At 65.2% G+C, this 22,433-nt stretch carries 21 protein-coding genes; 14 read left to right on the top strand and 7 right to left on the bottom strand.

Annotated features, from left to right (window positions below):
* Positions 1-64: 64 nt before the first annotated feature.
* Positions 65-658, top strand: coding sequence for a GNAT family N-acetyltransferase (locus tag EDE08_RS35110; protein WP_165936334.1), 594 nt, complete (start codon positions 65-67; stop codon positions 656-658).
* Positions 659-840: 182 nt separating this feature from the next.
* On the opposite strand, the gene EDE08_RS35105 is transcribed toward EDE08_RS35110, so the two are convergent.
* A complete protein-coding gene (locus tag EDE08_RS35105; RefSeq protein WP_131874077.1) occupies positions 841-1,755 on the bottom strand; it encodes a DMT family transporter in 915 nt (304 codons plus the stop codon).
* A 280-nt stretch (positions 1,756-2,035) separates the two neighbouring features.
* On the opposite strand from EDE08_RS35105, the gene EDE08_RS35100 reads away from it, so the two are divergent.
* The 3 genes from EDE08_RS35100 (at position 2,036) to EDE08_RS35090 (ending at position 5,521) form a co-directional block, all read left to right on the top strand.
* Positions 2,036-2,518 (top strand): MaoC family dehydratase, encoded by a 483-nt coding sequence (locus tag EDE08_RS35100; protein WP_131874079.1) that lies wholly within the window; start codon positions 2,036-2,038, stop codon positions 2,516-2,518.
* Between the two features lie 85 nt (positions 2,519-2,603).
* Positions 2,604-3,644, top strand: a complete 1,041-nt coding sequence (gene obgE, locus EDE08_RS35095) for a GTPase ObgE (protein ID WP_131874081.1) — start codon at positions 2,604-2,606, stop codon at positions 3,642-3,644.
* Positions 3,645-3,886: 242 nt separating this feature from the next.
* Positions 3,887-5,521 carry an alkaline phosphatase family protein gene (locus tag EDE08_RS35090; protein ID WP_131874083.1) on the top strand — a complete coding sequence of 545 codons (1,635 nt, stop codon included), beginning with the start codon at positions 3,887-3,889 and terminating at the stop codon, positions 5,519-5,521.
* A gap of 135 nt (positions 5,522-5,656) precedes the next feature.
* On the opposite strand, the gene EDE08_RS35085 is transcribed toward EDE08_RS35090, so the two are convergent.
* The gene (locus EDE08_RS35085; RefSeq protein ID WP_131874085.1) at positions 5,657-6,622 is read right to left on the bottom strand and encodes a Bug family tripartite tricarboxylate transporter substrate binding protein; all 966 of its coding nucleotides are present in this window, start codon (positions 6,620-6,622) and stop codon (positions 5,657-5,659) included.
* 204 nt (positions 6,623-6,826) lie between these two features.
* On the opposite strand from EDE08_RS35085, the gene proB reads away from it, so the two are divergent.
* The 10 genes from proB (at position 6,827) to EDE08_RS35035 (ending at position 16,592) form a co-directional block, all read left to right on the top strand.
* The gene (gene proB, locus EDE08_RS35080; RefSeq protein ID WP_131874087.1) at positions 6,827-7,948 is read left to right on the top strand and encodes a glutamate 5-kinase; all 1,122 of its coding nucleotides are present in this window, start codon (positions 6,827-6,829) and stop codon (positions 7,946-7,948) included.
* Between the two features lie 205 nt (positions 7,949-8,153).
* The gene (locus tag EDE08_RS35075; protein WP_131874089.1) at positions 8,154-9,449 is read left to right on the top strand and encodes a glutamate-5-semialdehyde dehydrogenase; all 1,296 of its coding nucleotides are present in this window, start codon (positions 8,154-8,156) and stop codon (positions 9,447-9,449) included.
* A gap of 19 nt (positions 9,450-9,468) precedes the next feature.
* Positions 9,469-10,113, top strand: coding sequence for a nicotinate-nucleotide adenylyltransferase (locus tag EDE08_RS35070; protein WP_165936335.1), 645 nt, complete (start codon positions 9,469-9,471; stop codon positions 10,111-10,113).
* Between the two features lie 226 nt (positions 10,114-10,339).
* Positions 10,340-10,711: a ribosome silencing factor gene (gene rsfS / locus EDE08_RS35065; protein WP_131874091.1), complete on the top strand. Its 372-nt coding sequence runs from the start codon at positions 10,340-10,342 to the stop codon at positions 10,709-10,711.
* Positions 10,712-10,820: 109 nt separating this feature from the next.
* A complete protein-coding gene (rlmH, locus tag EDE08_RS35060) occupies positions 10,821-11,303 on the top strand; it encodes a 23S rRNA (pseudouridine(1915)-N(3))-methyltransferase RlmH (RefSeq protein ID WP_131874093.1) in 483 nt (160 codons plus the stop codon).
* A 34-nt stretch (positions 11,304-11,337) separates the two neighbouring features.
* Positions 11,338-12,675, top strand: a complete 1,338-nt coding sequence (locus EDE08_RS35055) for a murein hydrolase activator EnvC family protein (protein WP_131874095.1) — start codon at positions 11,338-11,340, stop codon at positions 12,673-12,675.
* Complete coding sequence (locus tag EDE08_RS35050) at positions 12,672-14,033, top strand: S41 family peptidase (RefSeq protein WP_131874097.1); 1,362 nt, start codon at positions 12,672-12,674, stop codon at positions 14,031-14,033. Before EDE08_RS35055 ends, EDE08_RS35050 begins: the two co-directional genes overlap by 4 nt.
* A 145-nt stretch (positions 14,034-14,178) precedes the next feature.
* A complete protein-coding gene (locus tag EDE08_RS35045; protein ID WP_131874098.1) occupies positions 14,179-15,402 on the top strand; it encodes a divergent polysaccharide deacetylase family protein in 1,224 nt (407 codons plus the stop codon).
* A gap of 76 nt (positions 15,403-15,478) precedes the next feature.
* On the top strand, positions 15,479-15,985 hold the full coding sequence (locus EDE08_RS35040) for an RNA pyrophosphohydrolase (protein ID WP_131874100.1): 507 nt from the start codon (positions 15,479-15,481) through the stop codon (positions 15,983-15,985).
* Positions 15,986-16,091: 106 nt separating this feature from the next.
* Positions 16,092-16,592 carry an RNA pyrophosphohydrolase gene (locus EDE08_RS35035; protein WP_131874102.1) on the top strand — a complete coding sequence of 167 codons (501 nt, stop codon included), beginning with the start codon at positions 16,092-16,094 and terminating at the stop codon, positions 16,590-16,592.
* Between the two features lie 170 nt (positions 16,593-16,762).
* Here EDE08_RS35035 and EDE08_RS35030 read toward each other — a convergent pair whose 3' ends face one another.
* From EDE08_RS35030 to EDE08_RS35010, 5 genes are all read right to left on the bottom strand, one after another.
* A complete protein-coding gene (locus EDE08_RS35030) occupies positions 16,763-17,170 on the bottom strand; it encodes a F0F1 ATP synthase subunit epsilon (RefSeq protein ID WP_131874104.1) in 408 nt (135 codons plus the stop codon).
* 87 nt (positions 17,171-17,257) lie between these two features.
* Positions 17,258-18,691, bottom strand: a complete 1,434-nt coding sequence (gene atpD / locus EDE08_RS35025; protein ID WP_131874106.1) for a F0F1 ATP synthase subunit beta — start codon at positions 18,689-18,691, stop codon at positions 17,258-17,260.
* An 82-nt stretch (positions 18,692-18,773) separates the two neighbouring features.
* Positions 18,774-19,646 carry a F0F1 ATP synthase subunit gamma gene (locus EDE08_RS35020; protein ID WP_061880208.1) on the bottom strand — a complete coding sequence of 291 codons (873 nt, stop codon included), beginning with the start codon at positions 19,644-19,646 and terminating at the stop codon, positions 18,774-18,776.
* A 143-nt stretch (positions 19,647-19,789) separates the two neighbouring features.
* Complete coding sequence (gene atpA / locus EDE08_RS35015) at positions 19,790-21,319, bottom strand: F0F1 ATP synthase subunit alpha (RefSeq protein WP_131874108.1); 1,530 nt, start codon at positions 21,317-21,319, stop codon at positions 19,790-19,792.
* Entirely contained in the window at positions 21,319-21,879 is a 561-nt protein-coding gene (locus tag EDE08_RS35010; RefSeq protein WP_131874110.1) for a F0F1 ATP synthase subunit delta, read from the bottom strand. The genes atpA and EDE08_RS35010 overlap by 1 nt, the downstream gene beginning before the upstream one ends.
* Positions 21,880-22,433: the final 554 nt, after the last annotated feature.

Genomic DNA, 22,433 nt, shown 5'->3' with positions numbered 1-22,433 from the left:
GAAACCGGCCTCCCCTTTTCTTTGACTTGCTCACTTCGAATTAGTGACTTTCACGGAGCCGGACATGTTGCAGGATTTCTCGAGCGTGACCTTGCAGGAGGCGAGACCCAGCGTCGTCGCCACCGAGCGGCTGACCTTGCGGCGGCCGACCCTCGCCGACGTCAGGACGATCGCCCGGCTCGCCAATGACCGCCGTGTCGCCGAGAACACCCGCCGCCTCCCGCACCCCTATTCGCAGGAAGACGCCGTCGCATTCATCCGCGCCACGGCCGCGCTCGGCAGCGAGACCGTGTTCCTGATCGAGCACGATACCGGGCCGGTCGGCATGGTCGGCATCGACCGCTCCACGCCCGGCAATGCCGAACTCGGCTACTGGCTCGGCGTCGAGCACTGGGGCCGGGGTTTTGCGACCGAAGCCGCGCGCGGCGCGATCGACTTCTTCTTCGAGGAGTTCGAGGACGAGCATCTCCATGCCGGTGCGCGCGTCACCAATCCGGCCTCGCGCAAGGTGCTGGAGAAGTGCGGCTTCCAGTGGAGCGGCGTGCAGCTGCACCGTTTCCTGGCGCTCGGCTCCTCGACGCCCGTCGACTGCTTCCGCTTGTCACGCGGCGTCTGGGCGTCGCTGAAGAGCTGGAGCAGTGCGCGACGCATGAAATAGCGCAAGAGCTCACCACATTCTCCGCTGTCGTCCCGGGGCGCGACGAAGTCGCGAGCCCGGGACCCATAATCCCAGGCAGGAGTGAGGAAGGAAACTCCCACTCCGAGTCTTCGTCACACCACTCCCTGTGGGTATGGGTCCCGGGCTCGCGCTTCGCGCGCCCCGGGACGACGAGGGAGCGTTCACGCCGGCGGATTCACGTCGGCGCTCGCGCGCCCGAGGTCGCGCTCGCGCAGATAGATGTAGAAGCCGGCGCCGATGATGATGGCGGCGCCGACCAGGGTTGCGATCGACGGGACGTCGCCGAACACGACGAAGCCGAAGATCACGGCCCAGACGATCATCGAATATTGATAGGGCACGACGACGCTGGCCGGCGCCAGCTTGAGCGAGCGGTTGACGCAGAACAGCGCCGTCACCGAAACCAGGCCGGCGGCAGCGAAGATTACGAGGCTGCCAGGCGTCGGCGGCACCCAGTGAAACGCCGACAGCACGGCCCCCAGCGAAAACGTGCCGATGAATTGCGAGGATGCCATCACGATGTCGGGCGTCTTGCGCAGACTTCGCGTGATCAGCATCAGGGTCGCAAACGACAGGCTGCCGCCCAGCGCGATCAGCGCCGGCAGGCTGACGGTCTGCGCGGAGGGGCGCAGCGCGATCAAGACGCCGCAAAAGCCGATCAGGATCGCGGTCCAGCGCCGCCAGCCGACCTTCTCCCCGAAGAAGATAGCCGACATCGCAGTAACGAAGATTGGACCGGCGAGATAATAGGTGATGACGTCGGCAAGCGGCAGATAGACGGTCGCGAGGAAGAAGGCCGCCACCTCCAGCGTCGACAGCACGACGCGGATCAGCTGCAAGCCGGGCCGCTCCAGATGCAGGAACTGGTGACGCTGCGTCCAGATCATCGGCGACAGCAGGAGCAGCGCCGCGCACGCACGCAGGAACAAGAGCTGCCCGACCGAATAGGTGCCGACCAGAAACTTGCCCATGGCGTCGCCGAACGAGAACATGAAGATCGACAGCACCATCAGCGCGATGCCGGCCAGCCGCGCCGAGCGGTCGTCATAGGCGGAGAGGTTCTTGAACAGGGGCATCGACAGGGTTTGCTTCGGGAAACGCGTCATTGCGAGCGAAGCGAAGCAATCCAGGCTGTCACCGCGGCGGCAGCCTGGATTGCTTCGTCGCTGCGCTCCTCGCAATGACGGAGGACAGGGCAGCAGCGCGATCGATAGGGCGTCGGAAGGTCCTTTTAATGGCGACAGGGCACCAAACAAGTCCGAGTTCGATCAATTGAACGCATTGTCGCACTGCGTGCGGCGCGATACGGATCATTCTCCATGTCCCTTCTTCGAGTCCGTTCCGATGGTGCAGCGCATGACCGACTTCGATCCCACCCAGCATCGCATGATCCCCGCGCAGCGCTGGTTTGAGGATTTCGTCGTCGGCGAGCGTTTCGTGCTGCCGAGCCGCACCCAGACCTCGGCGGTGTTCGCCGCATTCCAGACCGCGAGCGGCGACACCCATCCGGTCCACTATGACGTGGAATATTGCCGCGCCCGCGGCATGCCGCATCTGCTCGCCCACGGCTTCCAGACCTTGATCCACACCGCGCCCGGCGCCGGCCTGTTTCCGTTCATGGTCGAGGACTCCCTGGTCGGCTTCCTCGAGCAATCGAGCCGGTTCCTCGAGCCGGTGTTCGCCGACGACACGATCTACCCCGCGCTCGAAGTCACCGAGCTCATGCCGGGACGTACGACCGGCGTGGTGACGCTTCGCAGTACCGTGTTCAACCAGCGCAAGGAGCTGGTGATGGACGGCGTGCAGAAATTCCTGATCCGGCGCCGCCCGGCAGGTTAAGCAAGGCGCGACTTCGCGAGAAATTCGGCCAATCCGCGGGGCAATGCGGGTTGCCGCGGGGGACCGGCTGGCCTACCTATGGCCCATGAAATTCCTCGACGAAGCAAAGGTCTATATCCGCTCCGGCGACGGCGGGAACGGCTGCGTGGCGTTCCGCCGCGAGAAGTTCATCGAATTCGGCGGTCCCTCGGGCGGCAATGGCGGCCGCGGCGGCAACGTCATCATCGAGGTCGCCGACGGGCTCAACACGCTGATCGACTACCGCTACCAGCAGCACTTCAAGGCCCAGAAGGGCGAGAACGGCTCGGGCTCGGACCGCCACGGCGCCAACGGCAAGAACATCGTGCTCAAGGTGCCGGTGGGGACCCAGATCTTCGACGAGGATCGCGAGACCTTGATCCACGACTTCACCAAGGTCGGCGAAAAGTTCGTGCTGGCCGAAGGCGGCAATGGCGGTTTCGGCAACGCGCATTTCAAGTCGTCGACCAACCGCGCGCCGCGCAACGCCAATCCCGGCCAGCCCGGCGAGGAGCGCTGGATCTGGCTGCGTCTGAAGCTGATCGCGGACGCCGGCCTGGTCGGCATGCCCAATGCCGGCAAGTCGACGCTCCTGTCCAAAGTCAGCGCCGCAAAGCCGAAGATCGCCGATTACCCGTTCACCACGCTGCATCCGCAGCTCGGCGTCGTGAACGCGGACGGCCGCGAATTCGTGCTGGCCGACATTCCCGGCCTGATCGAGGGCGCGCATGAAGGCACCGGCCTCGGCGACCGCTTCCTCGGCCATGTCGAGCGCTGCCGGGTGCTGCTGCATCTCGTCGACGCAACCTGCGAGCACGCCGGCAAGGCCTACAAGACCGTGCGCAAGGAGCTCGATGCCTATGGCGGACAGCTCACCGACAAGATCGAGATCGTAGCGCTGAACAAGATCGACGCGGTCGAGCCGGATGAGCTCAAGAAGCAGAAGGACCGCCTCAAGCGCGCCGCGAAGAAGACGCCGCTGCTGCTCTCGGGCGTGACCGGCCAGGGCGTCAAGGAAGCGCTGCGCGCGCTGGCCGAGGTGATCGGCGAGGCCCCGGTGTCGGCCAAGGCCAAGAGCGCGGCGGAAGCGGAGCCGTGGTCGGCGTGATCTCTCTCCCCAACGCTGTCGTCCCCGCGAACGCGGGGATCCATACCGCGTGATCTTTCGATTGCGGTCGGTTCGAGTACCGTCCTAGGAGTCTTCGCCAAACGATGGCCGGGGGTTATGGGTCCCTGCGTTCGCAGGGACGACAGCGGAGTGTATGGCCGCGGCATGCGCATCACTGACAACTTGTCTTCGCGCCTCCAATATCGCAGCATCACACAATCAAGAAACGGCAGGGACAAAGCATGGCGCGCGCGAAGAACGTTCTCTGGATCATGTGCGACCAGCTTCGCTATGATTATCTCGGCTGCACCGGCCATCCTACACTGAAGACGCCGAACATCGACGCCATGGCGAAGCGCGGCGTGCTGTTCACCAAGGCCTATGTGCAGTCGCCGATCTGCGGGCCCTCGCGGATGTCGTTCTACACCGGGCGCTACATGCGCTCGCACGGCTCGCATTGGAATGGCTGGCCCTTGCGCGTCGGCGAGCCCACGCTCGGCGATCACCTCAAGAAGATCGGCGTACGCAACGTGCTGGTCGGCAAGACCCATATGGCGCCCGATCTCGAAGGCATGAAGGCGCTCGGCATCCCGCCGGAATCGATCATCGGCGTGCACGTCGCCGAATGCGGCTTCGAGCCGTATGAACGTGACGATGGGCTGCATCCGACCGGACGGCCGCGTCCGAAATACGACGAATATCTCCGCCAGCAGGGTTTTGACGCTGCCAATCCCTGGGAGCATTGGGCCAATTCCGGCGCGGCGGAAGACGGCTCATTACAGAACGGCTGGCTGCTGGTGCATGCCGACAAGACTGCGCGCGTGCCGGACGAGCATTCCGAGACGCCCTACATGACGCGGCGGGCGATGGACTTCATCACCGAGGCCGAGACCGACGGCCGACCGTGGTGCCTGCATCTGTCCTACATCAAGCCGCATTGGCCCTATATCGCGCCGGAGCCTTACGCCAGCATGTATTCGACCGACGACATGATCCCGGTGATCCGCTCGGAGCGCGAGCGACAGAATCCGCATCCCGTGTTCGGCGCCTACATGGACATGCGCTACTCCCGCAACATGGCGCGCAACGAGGCCCGCGAGAAGGTGATCCCGACTTATATGGGCCTGATCACGCAGATCGACGACCAGATGGGCGTGCTGATGAAGTTCCTGGAGGACCGAGGCCTCTTGGACACCACCATGATCGTGTTCACCTCCGATCACGGCGATTATCTCGGCGATCACTGGATGGGCGAGAAGGATCTGTTCCACGAGCAGTCGGCCAAGATCCCGCTGATCGTCATCGATCCCTCGAAGGAGGCCGACGCCACGCGGGGCACGCGCAGCGACGCGCTGGTCGAGGCGATCGACCTCGCGCCGACCTTCGTCGATTATTTCGGCGGCAAGGTGCCGGGCCACATCCTCGAAGGACGTTCGCTGCTGCCGCTGCTGCGCGGCGAGAGGCCGAGCGATTGGCGCAAGGTGGCATTCTCCGAATACGACTACGCCATGCAAGACGTGCGGCTGAAGCTGAACCAGCCGATCGAGCGCTGCCGCCTGTTCATGGTGTTCGACGGCCGCTGGAAATACATCCACGCCTCCGGCTTCCGCCCGATGCTGTACGACCTCGAAACCGACCCGGAGGAATATCTGGATCGCGGCGACGATCCGGAATGCGCGGGCATCATCGCGCGCCTCCAGGCCGAGCTGTTCGATTGGGCGCTGCATCCGAACGGCCACATCACCACGCCGCGCGAGAAGATCGCGGCCTATGCCGACAACCAGCTGCAGGTGAAGGGCGGGATTTTGATCGGCATCTGGGATGAGAAAGAGCTCGCGACCATTCGCGACGGAATCGAACAGCGCGCGAAGATGTGAGTGAGTGGAGTGAGGCTCTCTCCATTCGTCATGCCCCGGGCTTGACCCGGGCATCCACGTCTTGTGGCAATCGCGGACACACGTGGATGGCCGGGTCAAGCCCGGCCATGACGACTGAGTGTGCGCCGCGAAGGTCTAGTTCTCGATCTTGTAGCCCGTCGCCTTGACGATCGGCTGCCAGAACGCCGTGTTCGCGGCGAGCTCCTTCGTCAATCCTTCCGGCGTCGACCCGACAGGGATCATCCCGATCGCCGTCAACTTCTCCTTCACTTCGGGCTTGGCGAGCGCAGCGCTCGCGGCGGCGGCGAGCTTGCTGGCGAAGTCCGGCGGGCTGCCGGCGGGGAGCCACATGCCGTACCAGGCGTCCGCGACGAGATTGATGCCGTTCTCCTTCAGCGTCGGAACGTCGGGCGCGAAGGGCGAGCGCTCGGCGCTCGACACAGCGACGATCTTCACGCCCTTGGCGCGGTGCTGCGGCAGCGCGTCGGCCAGTGTCACGATACCGAACGAGATGTGGCCGCCGACGAGGTCGTTGAGAATCGGCGCGCTGCCGCGATAGGGCACGCGGGTCAGGGGAATGCCGAGATCCTTCTCGAGCTTGGAGCCCGTGAAATGAGGGATGGTGCCGTTGCTCGGCACGCCAAACGACGTCTTGTCGGGATGCGCCTTCAGCCAGGCGACAAAGCTCTTGAAATCCGGGGCGTCGACGCCCGGGCCGATCACGACGGCGAACTCGAACCGCGCCAGCAGCGACACCGGCATGAAGTCCCTGGCCGTGTCGAAGCTCGGTGTCGTCTCCACCATCGGCAGCAGGTACATGGTCGGGCCGGTCGTCACCAGCACCATGCTGCCGTCGGGGCTTGCGCCCTTCACCGCCTTGATGCCGATCAGGCCGTCGCCGCCGGTGCGGTTCTCGACCACGATGGTCCGTTGCAGCACCGGGGCCATCTCCTGCGCGATCAGCCGGCACAGCGTATCGCCGCCAGCTCCGGCTGCGAACGGGAAGATGATCTTGCTCAACCCGGCCTGGGCTTGCGCTCCACCCGCATGCGCCAGGAGCGGCAGGCCGAGGCATCCGGTCACGAATTTGCGGCGATCCATACGTTTCCTCTCCAACCCTGTTTTTGGTTGCCGGCATTAGAACCTGAACGGCGTCCAAGACAAGGCCGTCGTTGGCCGTTTACCATCTCGCCCGCCTTGCGCCGGCCATCGTCCTGCTGCAAAAGCAGGCCTCACCGGCGCCGCTCTTTCGCTCCGCCGCTTCCGATGCAGAGCAATTCGCCACGCGCGCCAGCACATACACACATGGCCAGCCCCGAACTCAGTCAATTCCGCCGTATCGTCGTCAAGGTCGGCTCCGCGCTGCTGGTTGATTCCGACAAGGGCGAGGTGCGGGCGTCCTGGCTCGCCGCGCTCGCGGACGACATGGCCAAGCTGCACAACGAAGGACGCGACGTCCTCGTCGTCTCCTCCGGCTCGATCGCGCTCGGCCGCAGCCGCCTCAAGCTGCCGCGCGGCCCACTGAAGCTGGAGGAGAGCCAGGCCGCGGCCGCGGTGGGCCAGATCGCGCTGGCGCGGATCTGGTCCGAGGTGCTCGGGGCGCACGGCATCGGCGCCGGCCAGATCCTGGTGACGCTCCAGGACACCGAGGAGCGCCGCCGCTATCTCAACGCCCGCTCCACCATCGGCAAGCTGCTGGAATGGCGCGCGATCCCCGTGATCAACGAGAACGACACGGTCGCCACCAACGAAATCCGCTACGGAGACAATGACCGCCTCGCCGCGCGCGTTGCCACCATGGCCAGCGCTGACCTGCTCGTGCTGCTGTCCGACATCGACGGGCTCTACGACGCCCCGCCGAAGAACAACCCGGACGCAAGGCTCATTCCCGTGGTCGAGAGCATCTCCTCGGAGATCGAGGCGGTGGCGGGCGATGCCGAGTCCGAGCTGTCGCGCGGCGGCATGCGCACCAAGGTCGAGGCGGCCAAGATCGCCACGACGGGCGGCACCCACATGCTGATCGCCTCCGGCAAGATCGAGCACCCCCTGCAGGCGATCGCCAATGGCGGCCGCTGCACCTGGTTCCTGACGCCGGCCAACCCCATCACCTCGCGAAAGCGCTGGATCGCTGGCACGCTGGAGCCGAAGGGCACGCTGACGATCGATGCCGGCGCCGTGACGGCGCTGCGCGCCGGCGCCAGCCTATTGCCGGCCGGCGTGATCAAGGTGGAGGGCCAGTTCGCCCGCGGCGATGCCGTGATCGTCCGCGGCCCCGATACCAGCGAGGTCGGCCGCGGCCTGATCGCCTATGACGCCGACGTCGCCGAGCGGATCAAGGGCCGCTCCTCGCCTGATGTAATGGCCATCCTCGGCATCAGCGGGCGCTCGGAGATGATCCACCGGGATGATCTGGTGGTGGGTGGGTGAGGCCTTTGCCCCAGTCATTCCGGAATGGTCCGAAGGACCAGATCCGGAATCTCGAGATTCCGGGTTCGATGCTCCGCATCGCCCCGGAATGACGGCGGACTAACCCAGCCGGCCCGCCGCCGGGAGACCAGCCATACCCTCCCCGCCCTTCGCACAACCGGGATTTCCGTGCTAGGACACCGCCTTAGCAGAAGGTTGAACTCCCATGGCCGCCCCCCTCAAAGCCGTTGACGGCAATGCCGATCTTCAGGCGCTGATGTCCGATCTCGGAACCCGTGCCCGCGCTGCCGCGCGCGTGCTGGCGCTGGCGCCGCCGGAGCAGAAGAACCGGGCGCTGGACGCCATGGAGCGGGCGATCCGCGCCAACGCGGCGAAAATTCTCGCCGCCAATGCCGAGGACGTTGCGGAGGCCCGCGCCTCCGGCAATGCCACCTCCTCCTTCATCGACCGCCTGACGCTGACGCCGGCGCGGATCGAGGGCATGGCCGAAGGGATCGCCATCGTCCGCGGCATCGCCGATCCCATCGGCGTCGTCACCGAGAGCTGGCAGCGGCCGAACGGCATGACCATCGAGCGCGTGCGCGTGCCGCTCGGCGTCGTCGGCGTGATCTTCGAGAGCCGTCCGAACGTTGCGGCGGACGCCGGCGTGCTGTGCCTGAAGTCCGGCAATGCCGTGATCCTGCGCGGCGGCTCCGACAGTTTTCGCTCCTGCCGTGCCATTCACGAGTGCCTGGCGCAGGGCCTGCGCGAAGCAGGCCTGCCCGAGGCTGCGATCACGCTGGTGCCGACGCGCGACCGTGCCGCGGTCGGCATGATGCTGTCCGGCCTCAACGGCGCCATCGACGTGATCGTGCCGCGCGGGGGAAAAAGCCTGGTCGCGCGCGTCGAGCAGGAGGCGCGCGTGCCCGTGTTCGCGCATCTCGAAGGCGTCAACCATGTCTATGTCGATGCCAGCGCCGATCTCGCCATGGCGAAGTCGATCGTGCTCAACGCCAAGATGCGCCGCACCGGCGTCTGCGGTGCCGCCGAGACGCTGCTGGTCGATCGCGCGGCCGCCGGCAACACCCTGAAGCCGCTGGTCGAGATGCTGCTCGATGCCGGCTGCGAGGTGCGCGGCGACGAGGCCGTGCAGAACGCCGATGCACGGGTCAAGCCCGCCAGCGAAGACGATTGGGACACCGAATATCTCGACGCGATCATCGCGGCGAAGGTGGTGGACGGCGTCGAGGGCGCGATCGCGCACATCCAAACTCACGGCTCGCATCACACCGATGCGATCGTGAGCGCGGACGAACGTGCGGCAAACAAGTTCCTGAGCGAGGTCGATTCCGCGATCGTGCTGCACAACGCCTCGACGCAGTTCGCCGACGGCGGCGAGTTCGGTTTCGGCGCCGAGATCGGAATTGCCACCGGCCGGTTTCATGCCCGCGGCCCGGTCGGCGCCGAACAGTTGACGAGCTTCAAATATCGCGTCCGCGGCACCGGACAGACCCGGCCATAGACGTCGCGAGGCGTGGGCATTGAGCAACAATTTCGTCGTGCCGCGTTCCCCGGCGCAAGCGGTCCCGCCCCACACGCCGGGCATGCGCATCGGCCTGCTCGGCGGCTCCTTCAATCCGCCGCATCAGGCGCATCGCGCCATCAGCCGGTTTGCGCTGAAGCGATTGCAGCTCGATCGCGTGTGGTGGCTGGTCACGCCCGGCAATCCGCTGAAGGAGAACGGCACGCTGCACCAGCTCGGCGAGCGCATGCAGGCCGCACGCGACGTCGCTGATGATCCGCGCATCGAGGTGAGCTGTCTCGAATCCGTCATCCGTACGCGCTACACTATCGACACGATCAACACGTTGCGCCGCCGCTTCCCTGGCCTGCGCTTTGTCTGGATCATGGGCGCCGACAATCTCGCTCAATTCCACCGTTGGCAGGACTGGCGGCGCATCGCCGCCCAGGTGCCGATGGCCATCATCGATCGCCCGCCGCAGAGTTTTCGTGCCCTCGCCTCCCCCGCCGCCCAGGCGTTATCGCGCTACCGCCTGCCCGAGACGAAGGCGGCAGGACTTGCGGATCGGCCGGCGCCCGCCTGGGTGTTCCTGACCGGATTGAAGCTGAACCTCTCCTCGACGGGCCTGCGGAACCCGGACGGGAGCTGGAAAGGTACGAAGTGAGACGAAGTGTGCGGGCCGGGGGCTCTCTGGCATATTGAAACCCTTAACCCCACATGATGTAGTGTAACCAGTGAGCGCCGGATTCGCGTTCGCGATACAGTGAAAGGAATGGTCCCTGACCGCATCTGTATTGTCCAAGTCAACTTCCTCGAAGTCAGCTTCGACGAAGCCTGTTTTACCCAAGGTTGCCAAGCCTACGCGTAAAACATCGACCAAAGCTGCGGCCTTGAAGGCGCAACCCGACGCCGACAAGACGCTGAGCCTGATCCTCTCCCGCCTCGAGGACATGAAGGCGGAAGAGACGGTCACCATCGACCTTCGCGGCAAATCGGCGTACTCCGACTACATGATCGTGACCACCGGCCGGGTGAACCGGCACGTCGGCGCGATCGCGGAAAACGTCACCAAGAGCCTCAAGGAAAACGGCATCAAGAACATCCATGTCGAGGGCTTGCCCAATTGCGACTGGGTGCTGATCGATTCCGGCGACGTGATCGTGCACGTGTTCAGACCCGAGGTCCGCGAGTTCTACAATCTCGAGCGATTGTACACGCAGGGCCCAGGGGCGGCAAAAGCGGTCGCGGCGAAGGCGATCTAGGCAATCGAGCCGATTTCGAATCGGCTGACGCGCATGCTAGCGTCGTGCGCGCGCTTGTTGCGCGCGGTCTTGAAGCGCGACCCTGAAGATATCAGACCTCGAAGATATCATGCGTGTTGCTGTCATTGCGGTGGGTCGGCTCAAGCAGGGCCCCGAACGGGAGCTTGCCGACCGCTATTTCGAGCGGTTCGACGAGGCCGGGCGCAAGCTTGGATTCCGCGAGCTCAGCATCCACGAAATTCCCGAGAGCCGCGCGCGCGATACCGCGACACGGATGGCCGAAGAGGCCGCGGCGATCTCGGCGCATGTCCCGGAAAGATCCGTTCTGGTGGCGCTGGACGAACGCGGCCAGAATCTCGAGTCCACCGTATTCGCACGGCATCTGGCGCGCTGGCGCGACGAAGGCATCGGACATACTATTTTCGTGATCGGAGGGGCGGACGGACTTTCGCCCGAATTGCGCCGTAAGGCCAAGCTCGCAATCGCGTTCGGCTCTGCGACCTGGCCGCATCAAATGGTCCGCGTCATGCTTCTGGAACAGCTTTATCGGGCCGCCACCATTCTGGCCGGCCATCCCTATCACCGCGCGTGATGCGCGCCACAACGAGCACTTTTGCCGAGAAGCGATGCGAGCGCCGATTCTCAACCTGCTGCTGATCGCCAACGTCGCCGGCGCAAGCCTCGCGCAAGCCCAGACGGCAACACCGGCGCCCCAGACCGCAGCCATCTCGCCCGACGCGATCAAGCAGCGCGAGCAGGAGCTGGAAGCTGCGCGCGCCAGGCAACGAAGCGCGGAAGAAGCGCAGGCCAGGCTGAAGGCCGAGATCACCGCGCTCGGCCAGGACCGAACCCAGCTCAATCAGCAGTTGATCGAAACCGCCGCCAATGTGCGCACGGTGGAGACCAAGATCGACGAGGCCGAAGCGCGGCTGCGCGGGCTGAACGGCCGCGAGCAGCAGATGCGCAGCTCGCTCGATTCACGCCGGGCCGACATCGTCGAAGTGCTCGCGGCCTTGCAGCGCGCCGGCCGGCGCACGCCGCCGGCGCTGCTGGTGCGGCCCGAAGATGCGCTGCAATCACTGCGCACGGCGATGCTGCTCGGTGCCGTCGTGCCGGAATTGCGCGGCCGCGCCGAGAAGATCGCGGCCGAGCTCGGCGAGCTCGTGGCCTTGCGCAAGGCCATTGCCACCGAGCGCGACCAGCTCGCCTCTGACCGCGACAGGGTCCGCAACGATCAGACCCGGCTCGCCGCTTTGGTCGACGAGCGGCAACGCCAGCAGGCGGCGCGCGAGAAGGACCTGGACGCCGAGAATTCGCGCGCCATCGCGCTTTCAAGGCAGGTCGGCGATCTCCAGGGACTGATTGCCAAGATGGAGCAGGACCTGCAAAGCGCCGCCAAGGCTGCCGAGAAGGCCGCGGAGGCCGCAAGGCAGGCCGAGGCCAAGGCGGCCGCCAGCGCCAACGTCGGCGCCAAGTCGGGCCCGGGCGCTTTCAAGGACAAGTCCCGCACCACCCCGGCGATCGCCTTCGCTTCCGCCAAGGGCCTTTTGCCTCTCCCGGTTAACGGTAACAAGATCAGGGATTTTGGCGGTTCCGACGGGGTTGGCGGGGTCCAGAAGGGGATTTCGCTGGCCACGAGGCCCGGCTCCCAGGTTACGACGCCGTGTGACGGCTGGGTGGTCTATGCCGGGCCGTTCCGCAGCTATGGACAACTCTTGATCCTAAACGCCGGTGGCGGGTATCATGTCCTGATCGCCGGGATGGAGCGCATTTCGGTCAACATCGGACAGTTTGTGCTCACGGGGGAGCCGGTCGCGACCATGGGGTCGACCTCTCAAGTCGCCTCCATTCTCGCCACGAACGCGAGTCAACCTGTGCTGTATGTCGAGTTCCGTAAAGACGGCACTCCAATCGATCCAGGCCCATGGTGGGCCGCAAATGAAGGCGAGAAGGTTCGCGGATGATGCGCAAGACTTCAGTAATCCTCCTCAGCGCCGCCACCGGTGCAGCGCTGACGCTGTTCGTGACCCAGCCGCGCGCGGTCTTCATGGGCTCCAGCGCGCGAGCCGCCACCGCGGACACCTATCGCCAGCTCAATCTGTTCGGCGACGTCTTCGAGCGCGTGCGCTCCGACTATGTCGAGAAGCCCGACGACACCAAGCTGATCGAATCCGCCATCAGCGGCATGCTCACCGGCCTCGATCCGCATTCGAGCTACATGGACGCCAAGAGCTTCCGCGACATGCAGGTGCAGACCCGCGGTGAGTTCGGCGGTCTCGGCATCGAGGTCACGATGGAAGACGGCCTGATCAAGGTGGTCTCGCCGATCGACGACACGCCCGCCTCGCGCGCCGGCGTCATGGCCAACGACATCATCACCAACCTCGACGACGAGGCGGTGCAGGGCCTGACGCTGAACCAGGCGGTCGAGAAGATGCGCGGCCCGGTCAACACCAAGATCAAGCTCAAGATCATCCGCAAGGGCCAGGACAATCCGATCGACGTCACGCTCGTGCGCGACAACATCCGCGTCCGCTCGGTGCGCGCGCGCGTCGAACAGGACGATATCGGCTACATCCGCATCACCACCTTCAACGAGCAGACCACCGAAGGCCTGAAGCGCGAGGTCGGCAACCTCACGAACCAGATCGGCGGCGACAAGCTCAAGGGCTTCATCATCGACCTGCGCAACAACCCGGGCGGCCTGCTCGAGGAGGCGGTCACCGTCTCGGACTCCTTCCTGGAGAAGGGCGAGATCGTCTCGACCCGCGGCCGCAATGCCGAGGAGACCCAGCGCCGCACCGCGCATGCGGGCGACCTCACCAAGGGCAAGCCGGTCATCGTGCTGGTCAATGGCGGCTCGGCCTCGGCGTCGGAAATCGTCGCCGGCGCACTGCAGGACCACAAGCGTGCGACCATCGTCGGCACGCGCTCGTTCGGCAAGGGTTCGGTGCAGACCATCATCCCGCTCGGAAGCGGCAACGGCGCGCTGCGGTTGACCACGGCCCGCTACTACACGCCGTCGGGCAAGTCGATCCAGGCCAAGGGCATCGTGCCCGACATCGAGGTGCTGCAGGACGTGCCGGACGAGCTGAAGTCGCGCACCGACACCAAGGGCGAGGCCTCGCTGCGCGGCCATCTGAAGAACGACGGCGACGAGAAGACCGGCTCGCAGTCCTACGTCCCGCCTGATGCCAAGGACGACAAGGCGCTCAAGCTCGCCGGCGACCTGCTCCACGGCATCAAGAACAGCGCGTCCGCGGCGCCGACGCCGGGCAACGACAACAAGGCCACGGCCGACAAGCCCAAGGCGGCGAACTGAGTCCTCGCATTCTGCGATCTGACGAAAAGGGCGGCTCCTGGAGCCGCCCTTTTTGCGTGGGGCTCCCGACCTCTCCGGCCTATCCCGGCCTGCCGCCGCTTGACCTCGGCATGGTATCGTCGGCTGGAGTGATTCGGGATCTCGCATGACTGAAACGGCCGATGATCTGAGCGCGCCGCTCGGACGGGACAAGCCGCGCCGGAAACGCCGGCTGCGGCTGCCGTTCACGGCCATGCAGCTGCTTGCCGTCCTGCTCGGACTCTTCCTCCTCACCTTTGCCGGCTTCGCCATCTTCAACAAGGATCCGCTCGGCGGCGAGCCGATGACCCGGATCGCGATCCGCGCTCCCGATGCCACGGACGAGAAGCCGGCGGCCTCCGGCCACGGCTCGGAGAGCAGGCCGGAGGGCAAGCACGAGACCAAGGAGACGCCGAAGCAGGCCGCCCCCGGCGAGCAGAAGACCATCACCATGATCGACGGCTCGACCGGCGCCCGCCACGACGTGGTGATCGGCGGAGGCGATGCCGCCGACAAGGGCGAAGCAGCATCCGCCCCGCCGCCCGTCATGGCCGGAATCAATCCGAAGCTCTTGGAGAAATCGCGCTACGGCATGATCCCGGTGGCCGCCGACGGGCTGAAGCCGTTCGACGTCTATGCGGCGGACGCCGACCGCGCCAAGGCCGCCAAGATGCCCGTGGTTGCGATCGTGATCGGCGGCCTCGGCGTCGGCGCCGCCAAGACCCTGGACGCGATCATGAAGCTGCCGGCGGCGGTGACGCTGGCCTTCACGCCCTACGGCGCCGACCCCGGCAAGCTCGCCGAGCGCGCCCGCGCCCAGCGCCACGAGATCTTCCTCCAGATCCCGATGGAGCCCTACGACTTCCCCGACAACGATCCGGGGCCGCAGACGCTGCTGACCTCGCTCAGCCCCGACCAGAACATGGACCGCCTGTACTGGCACCTCAGCCGGATGCAGGGCTATGCCGGCCTCACCAATTTCATGGGCGCGCGATTCATCGCGACCGAGCCGGCGATGCAGCCGATCATCCGCGAGGCGGCCAAGCGCGGCCTCGGCTTCTTCGACGACGGTTCCTCGCCCCGCAGCATTGCGCCCCAGGCCGCGGCGAACCAGGCCATGCCGTTCGGCAAGGGCGACATAGCCATCGACGTGGTGCCGACGCCGACCGAGATCGACCGCGCCCTCAACAAGCTCGAATCGACCGCACGCGAACGCGGCATCGCTGTCGGCACGGCCTCCGCCCTGCCCGTCTCGATCGAGCGCATCGGCGCCTGGACCAAGACATTGGGCGACCGAGGTATCCTTTTGGTGCCATTGACAACCGCGATGCTGAAATCAAAATCCAGCTAAATCAACGAATTGGTACGGCACGGCTCCCGCGGGGCCGCATCAAGCCGGACCTAGGGCATGCGAGAGGTCTGGCGGAATGGCGCGTTACGAGGATCTGCCCTACCGGACCTGCGTCGGTGTGATGCTGCTCAATCCAAAGGGACTGGTGTTCATCGGCCGCCGCGCCGGCGGCATCGAGCATGTCGACGACACCCATGTCTGGCAGATGCCGCAGGGCGGCGTCGACCCCGGCGAGGACACCTGGGAAGCCGCCAAGCGCGAGCTCTACGAGGAGACCAGCGTGCGCTCGGTCGAACGGCTCGGCGAGGTCCCGGACTGGCTCACTTACGACATTCCGCGCACGGTTGCGGGGCGCGCCTGGAAGGGCCGCTACCGCGGCCAGCGCCAGAAATGGTACGCGGTGCGCTTCACCGGCAAGGACAGCGAGATCAACGTCGAGAAGCCCGGCGGTGGCGGCCACAAGGCGGAATTCGTGAGCTGGCGCTGGGAGCCGATGCAGAATCTCACCGGGCTGATCATCCCCTTCAAGCGCCCGGTCTATGAGCGCGTGGTGAAGGAATTTTCTGCGCTGGCAGAGGTTTGAATGGTTGCCGTCGTTCCGGGGCGATGCGACAGCATCGAACCCGGAACCTCGAGATTCCGGGTTCGCGCTACGCGCGCCCCGGAATGACGACGAGAGAGATTTGCAAGTGACCAATGAAAAGCCCTACCGTCCCAACGTGGGCATCGCGCTGTTCAACACCGACGGCCGAGTGCTGATCGGCCACCGCTTCAAGGGCGACGGGCCGGAGATCATCCTGCCGGGGCTCGACTGGCAGATGCCGCAGGGCGGCGTCGACGAGGGCGAGGATCTGCGCGATGCGGCGATGCGCGAGCTCTGGGAGGAGACCAATGTCGTGAGCGCCGACTTTCTCGGCGAAACCGATTGGTTGGCCTACGAGTTCCCACCCTACGACGGGCCGCAGACGCACCGGCTGGCGAAATTCCGAGGCCAGCGCCAGAAATGGTTCGCGCTGCGCTTCACCGGCCGCGACGACGAGATCGATCCGCTGACACCGCGCAACGGGCAGCCCGCGGAGTTCGACGCCTGGCGCTGGGAGCGCCTCGACCGTGTCGTCGATCTCGTGGTGCCATTCCGCCGCGACGTGTACCGCGCCGTGGCGCGAGAGTTTGCTGCCTTCGGAAACTGAAGGTGCGAAAACAACCCCATGCACAGTAGCGAAGTGTTTGACACGTCACGATAAAATCGGCGGCAGCTCCAGCGATCCCGCAATAAAGTTTCAACGCCCGCCACTTCCGTGACGAGCGCTGAACCTGTTCAGGAATCTGGAGCTTGAGCCCCGGAGCGGTGCCCCGGGGCTTAGTGCATAGCCGTGGAGCTGAGCTGCTGCTGGATGCTCTTGAAGTGGTCGAGCCGCTCAATGGCGTGATCGAGCTCGCCGCCTTCGTGCTCCTTCAGTCCCTCTTCCATCTCCGCGATCGTCTCGGCGAACTGCGCACGGTCGAGCTCGTCCAGCGAGGTCGCGACGTCGGCGAGCACGGTCAGGCCCTTGTCGGAGACCTCGGCGATGCCGCCGAGCACGATGATCTTCTCGTGCCTTCCCCCGGCGGTCACCGTGAGAATGCCCGGCCGGATCGCAGCCACGACCGGCGCATGCCCTGCCAGCACGCCGAAGTCACCCTCGACGCCGGGAATGTCGACCTGGTCGACCTCACCCGAGAAGGCGAGCTTTTCCGGAGAGACAAGATCGAAATGGAAAGTGGCCATTGAGAACCTGCGAATGGTGAGTAGCGAATGGCGAGTGGCTGAAACAGGGAGCAGCTATTCGCCACTCCCTATTCGCTGTTCGCCAGCTTACGCCGCTTCAGCGGCGAGCTTCTTGCCCTTCTCGACCGCTTCTTCGATAGTCCCGACCATGTAGAAGGCGGCCTCCGGCAGGTGATCGTACTTGCCTTCGACCAGGCCCTTGAAGCCCTTGATGGTGTCGGCGAGCTCGACGAACTTGCCCGGCGATCCCGTGAAGATTTCGGCGACGTGGAACGGCTGCGACATGAAGCGCTCGACCTTGCGGGCGCGGGCCACGGTCAGCTTGTCCTCTTCCGAAAGCTCGTCCATGCCGAGAATGGCGATGATGTCCTGGAGCGCCTTGTAGCGCTGCAGCACCTGCTGGACCTGACGGGCGACCGCGTAGTGCTCCTCGCCGACGACCAGCGGGGAGAGCATGCGCGAGGTCGAGTCGAGCGGGTCCACCGCCGGGTAGATGCCCTTTTCGGCGATCGAGCGCGACAGCGTCGTGGTCGCGTCAAGATGCGCGAACGAGGTCGCCGGCGCCGGGTCGGTCAAGTCGTCGGCCGGAACGTAGATGGCCTGCACCGAGGTGATCGAGCCCTTCTGCGTGGTGGTGATGCGCTCCTGCAGCGCGCCCATGTCGGTCGCGAGCGTCGGCTGATAACCCACGGCCGAAGGAATACGACCCAAGAGCGCCGACACTTCCGAGCCGGCCTGGGTGAAGCGGAAGATGTTGTCGACGAAGAACAGCACGTCCTGGCCCTTGTCGCGGAAGTCTTCCGCGATGGTGAGGCCCGTGAGCGCGACGCGGGCGCGGGCGCCCGGCGGTTCGTTCATCTGGCCGAACACCAGCGCGCACTTCGACTTCACGCTCGGATCCGGATTCTTCGGATCGGCGTTGACCTTGGACTCGATGAACTCGTGATAGAGGTCGTTGCCCTCGCGGGTACGCTCGCCGACACCGGCAAACACGGAGTAGCCGCCGTGCGCCTTCGCGACGTTGTTGATCAATTCCTGAATCAGCACGGTCTTGCCGACGCCGGCGCCGCCGAACAGGCCGATCTTGCCGCCCTTGGCGTAGGGCGCGAGCAGGTCGACGACCTTGATGCCGGTGACGAGAATTTCAGCTTCGGTCGACTGGTCGGTGTAGCTCGGCGCTTCCTGGTGGATGGCGCGCAGGCCTTCCGACTTGACCGGGCCGGCCTCGTCGATCGGCTCGCCGATGACGTTGATGATGCGGCCCAGCGTGCCTTCGCCGACGGGAACGCGGATCGGAGCGCCGGTGTCGGTCACTTCCTGGCCGCGGACCAGACCTTCGGTGGTGTCCATCGCGATCGTGCGCACGGTAGATTCGCCGAGATGCTGGGCGACTTCGAGCACCAGGCGGTTGCCGCCGTTCTTGGTCTCGAGCGAATTGAGAATGGCCGGGAGGTGGCCTTCGAACTGCACGTCGACGACGGCGCCGATGACCTGGGTGACGCGACCGACCTGGGCTGCCATTGAATGTCTCCTTCGATCCGAACTTCTAGACCACGGTCAGTGACCGGGATGTTTGCGTATGGTGGGTGCCGACGCGCCTTGATCAGACGGCCTCGGCGCCCGAGATGATTTCGATCAGTTCCTTGGTGATCTGCGCCTGACGCGTGCGGTTGTAGACCAGCGTCTGCTTGCGGATCATTTCACCGGCGTTGCGCGTCGCGTTGTCCATCGCGCTCATCTGCGCACCGTAGAACGAGGCGTTGTTCTCGAGCAGCGCGCGGAAGATCTGGACCGCGAGGTTGCGCGGCAGAAGGCGGGTGAGGATCTCGTCCTCTTCAGGCTCGTATTCGTAGGACGTGGTGCTCGCAGCAGCGCTCTCCTCGACGACCAGCGGGATCACCTGCTGGGCGGTCGGGATCTGCGCGATCACCGACTTGAAGCGCGAATAGAACAGCGTGCAGACGTCGAACTCGCCGGCCTCGAAACGGGCCAGGACCTTCTTGGCAATGTCCTCGGCGTTGACGAAGCCGAGCTGGCGGACACTGCGCAGATCGAGATGCTCGACGATCTGCTTGTCGAACTGGCGGCGCAGCTGCTCGTAGCCCTTGCGGCCGACGCAGAAGAACTTCACGTCCTTGCCCTGCGCCATCAGCGCCAGGGCGCGCTCGCGGGCGAGACGCACGATCGAGGAGTTGAAGGCGCCGGACAGGCCGCGCTCGCCGGTGCAGACCAGCAGCAGATGCACCTGATCCCTGCCGGTGCCGGCCAGCAGAACCGGCGCGCCGGGCGAGCCCGCGGCGGCGCTGGCGATGTTGGAGATCACCGCGCTCATCTTGTCGGCATAGGGACGCGCCGCTTCCGCGGCGGTCTGCGCACGGCGCAGCTTGGAGGCTGCGACCATCTGCATGGCCTTGGTGATCTTCTGCGTCGCCTTGGTGGAGGCGATGCGGACGCGCATGTCTTTAAGTGACGCCATTCTTCGTCCCCAGCGATCAGCCTATGGCTCAACCGCGACCCTATCCTCTCGTCATGCCCGGGCCTGTCCCGGGCATCCACGTCTTCTGCCCCCACGCGGTGACGCGTGGACGGCCGGGACGAGCCCAGCCATGACGGGCACTCTTAAGCGAAGCTCTTCGCGAAACCTTCGACCACCGACTTCAGCTTGGCAGCGGTGTCGTCGGAGAGATCGCGGCTGTCGCGGATCGCGTTGAGGATGTCGACGTGCTTGCCGCGCAGCAGCGAGAGCAGGCCGTCCTCGAACGCACGCACCTTGTTGAGCGGGAGCGGATCGAGATAGCCGTTGGTGCCGGCCCAGATCACGCAGACCTGCTCTTCCATCTTCAGCGGCGAGAACTGCGGCTGCTTCAAGAGCTCGGTCAGGCGCGAACCGCGGTTGAGCAGGCGCTGGGTCGAGGCGTCGAGGTCGGAGCCGAACTGCGCGAACGCCGCCATTTCGCGGTACTGCGCGAGCTCGCCCTTGATCTTGCCGGCAACCTTCTTGGTGGCCTTGGTCTGCGCCGACGAGCCGACGCGCGACACCGACAGACCGACGTTCACGGCAGGACGAATGCCCTGGAAGAACAGGTCGGTTTCCAGGAAGATCTGGCCGTCGGTGATCGAGATGACGTTGGTCGGGATGTAGGCCGACACGTCGTTGGCCTGGGTCTCGATGACCGGCAGCGCGGTCAGCGAGCCCGAGCCCTGGTCCTTGTTCAGCTTCGCCGCGCGCTCAAGCAGGCGGGAGTGCAGATAGAACACGTCGCCGGGATAGGCTTCGCGGCCCGGCGGGCGGCGCAGCAGCAGCGACATCTGGCGATAGGCGACGGCCTGCTTGGACAAGTCGTCATAGATGATGACCGCGTGCATGCCGTTGTCGCGGAAGTACTCGCCCATGGTGCAGCCGGTGAAGGGCGCGATGTACTGCATCGGCGCCGGATCGGATGCGGTGGCGGCGACGACGATCGAGTATTCGAGCGCGCCCTGCTCTTCCAGCACCTTCACGAACTGGGCGACGGTCGAACGCTTCTGGCCGACGGCGACGTAGACGCAGTACAGCTTGATGTTCTCGTCGGGCTGCGCGTTGAGCGGCTTCTGGTTCAGGATGGTGTCGAGCGCGATCGCGGTCTTGCCGGTCTGGCGGTCGCCGATGATCAGCTCGCGCTGGCCGCGGCCGATCGGGATCAGGGCGTCGATGGCCTTGAGGCCGGTCGCCATCGGCTCGCTCACCGACTTGCGCGGAATGATGCCGGGCGCCTTGACGTCGACGCGCATGCGCTTCTCGGCCTGGATCGGACCCTTGCCGTCGATCGGGTTGCCGAGCGCGTCGACGACGCGGCCGAGCAGCCCCTTGCCGACCGGCGCGTCCACGATGGCGCGGGTACGCTTGACGGTCTGGCCTTCCTTGATCTCGCGGTCGGCACCGAAAATAACGACGCCGACGTTGTCGGTTTCGAGGTTCAGCGCCATGCCGCGGGTGCCGTTCTCGAACTCGACCATTTCACCGGCCTGGACGTTGTCCAGACCGTAGACGCGGGCGATACCGTCGCCGACGGACAGCACCTGTCCGACTTCGGAGACTTCAGCTTCCTGGCCGAAATTCTTGATCTGGTCCTTGAGGATCGCGGAAATTTCCGCGGCGCGGATGTCCATCAGCCTGCCTCTTTCATCGCGTGCTTGATCGAATTGAGTTTGGTGCGAAGCGAACCATCCACCATGCGGCTGCCCAGCTTGACGACGAGGCCACCGATGATCGAGGGATCGACTTTCACGTTCAGCGCGACGTCCTTGCCGGTCACCGACTTCAGGGCAACCTTGAGGGCATCGAGATTCTTGTCCGAGAGCGCTTCCGCCACGGTGACGTCGGCCGTCGTCTCGCCCTTGAACTTGGCGACGAGGGCGCGGTAGCCGCGGATGACGTCGGCCACCACGAACAGGCGGCGGTTGGCGGTCAGCACCTTGAGGAAGTTGGCGGAGATGCCGGCGATGCCGGCCTTGGCCAGCACGGCCGAGAGGGCCCGAGACTGGGCGTCGGCCGCGAACACCGGGCTGCGGACGAGGCGCTTGAGATCCGCGCTTTCGTTCAGCAAGGCATCGAATTTGTCGAGATCGGCTTTGACCTCGTCGACCACTTTCTGGTCGCGGGCCAGTTCAAACAAGGCCGTTGCATAACGGCCGGACACACCTGAAACGGACGTATCTTCTGCAGCCACAGACGCGCTCTTTTTGCTGTCAAACTCGCAAGGGAAAAACCGTCGCCACGAAGCGGCGCCTAGCGATCCAAGCCCTTGGAATTCAAGCGGGACTTCGATTTTCGACCAGCACGGGAGGTGCCGGGCTCGTTAAAATCGCGGCTTTGCTAACATAGCAGGCGCGCACGTGCAACATGACGCCAAATTAAAGGCACGAGGTTCTCTCGCCAGTTCGTCGCAGCGGACGACGCCACGAGGGCGTCGCTGACGCGCTCGGGCGGATGACTCCCGCGTTGCGGAAATTGCCGGGAGCCTGCCCCGGCGGTTGGTTCCCGCCCCTAGCGCATGGCGGCCATGAACACGGATCGCTGAGGCGTGATTTCGAAGTCGCCGGTTCCACTGGCCGAATACTTACCGAATTCTGAACAATCGAAGCAATCACTTCGCTTTACAGTATTACGAAGTAATCATGCGGTTAATGAATCGTTAAAGCCGAAGATTAAGGAACATCCTCTGATTATCGCACAACGGTAACAAGATGTTTCATGACGAAACATACCCGATTTACTGCCCAA

This window comes from Bradyrhizobium sp. R2.2-H (genome assembly GCF_004346455.1).
Lineage (GTDB): Bacteria > Pseudomonadota > Alphaproteobacteria > Rhizobiales > Xanthobacteraceae > Bradyrhizobium > Bradyrhizobium diversitatis.
The sequence above is the reverse complement of the archived record's forward strand: the minus strand, read 5'-3'. Positions and strand labels throughout refer to the sequence as shown.